The following is a 1,063-nucleotide window of genomic DNA, read 5'->3' on the forward strand; positions in this document are numbered from 1 at the left end:
GGGCGGGGGGGGGGGGCGCCCCCCGGGGGGGGCCCCGGGGGGTCATCGGCCGCCCGGCGGGTTGGGGGGCCTGGGGGGCCCGGGGGGGGCCCGCCGCGCCAGACGACCCCACGACCATGCGGGCGCGGGGGCTCAGAGAGGATGCGACACACCATGACCGTCATCGTCGTCAGCGGTACGGGTACGGAGATCGGCAAGACGATCGTGACGGCCGCCGTGGCCGCCGTGGCCACGGCTCAGGGCCGGTCGGTGGCCGTGCTCAAGCCCGCCCAGACCGGGGTCGAGCCGGGCGAGCGCGGGGACGCGGACGAGGTCGTACGGCTCTCCGGGGCGCGGACCTCGGCCGAACTGGCGAGGTTCCCCGAGCCGTTGGCGCCCGCCACGGCCGCCCGCCGGGCGGGCATGTCGCCGGTCGGGCCGCAGGAGGTCGCCGAGGCGGCCGCGAAGCTGGCCACCGAGCACGATCTGGTCCTGGTGGAGGGCGCGGGCGGGCTGCTGGTCCGGTTCGACGAGGAGGGCGGCACCCTCGCCGACGTGGCCCGTCTGCTCGGCGCCCCGGTGCTCGTCGTGGTGCCCGCCGGGCTCGGCACGCTCAACACCACCCGGCTCACCGCGGAGGCGCTCACGGCGCGCGGCATCGAGCAGCTCGGTGTCGTCGTCGGCAGCTGGCCGACCGTCCCGGACCTGGCCTCGCGCTGCAATCTGGCCGAACTGCCGGAGATGGCCGGGGCGCCGCTGCTCGGTGCCGTACCGGAGGGCGCGGGCGGTCTCGATCCGGCCGCGTTCCGGGCACGCGCGGGCGAGTGGCTGGCCCCGGCGCTCGGCGGGGTCTGGGACGCCGAAGGGTTCACCGCGAGCGCCCGCCCCTGACCTCCGTAAGCTGGATCCATGCGCGCACACGTTTCGGAGATCGTTTTCGACTGCGCCGATCCGGCGGCCCTGGTGCGGTTCTGGGCCGGCCTCCTCGGCGGGGGGGGGGGGGGGCGGGGCGGGCGCGCGGGGGGCGGGGGGACCCCCCCCCAAGGGAAGGGGTTGCCTCGATCGCGGGCGGCCAGGCGGTGGG

At 78.1% G+C, this 1,063-nt stretch carries 1 protein-coding gene; it reads left to right on the plus strand.

Features of this window, described 5'->3' with window-relative positions:
* Nucleotides 1-153: 153 nt before the first annotated feature.
* On the plus strand, nucleotides 154-870 hold the full coding sequence (gene bioD / locus ACFVZW_RS29215; protein ID WP_384527318.1) for a dethiobiotin synthase: 717 nt from the start codon (nucleotides 154-156) through the stop codon (nucleotides 868-870).
* The last annotated feature ends 193 nt before the right edge of the window (nucleotides 871-1,063 follow it).

The sequence above is a fragment of the Streptomyces sp. NPDC059567 genome (genome assembly GCF_042735655.1).
Taxonomy (GTDB): Bacteria; Actinomycetota; Actinomycetes; order Streptomycetales; family Streptomycetaceae; genus Streptomyces.

Coding starts and splice junctions, on each gene's coding strand:
- bioD (WP_384527318.1), top strand. CDS start 154: ATGACCGTCATCGTCGTCAGCGGTACGGGTACGGAGATCGGCAAGACG.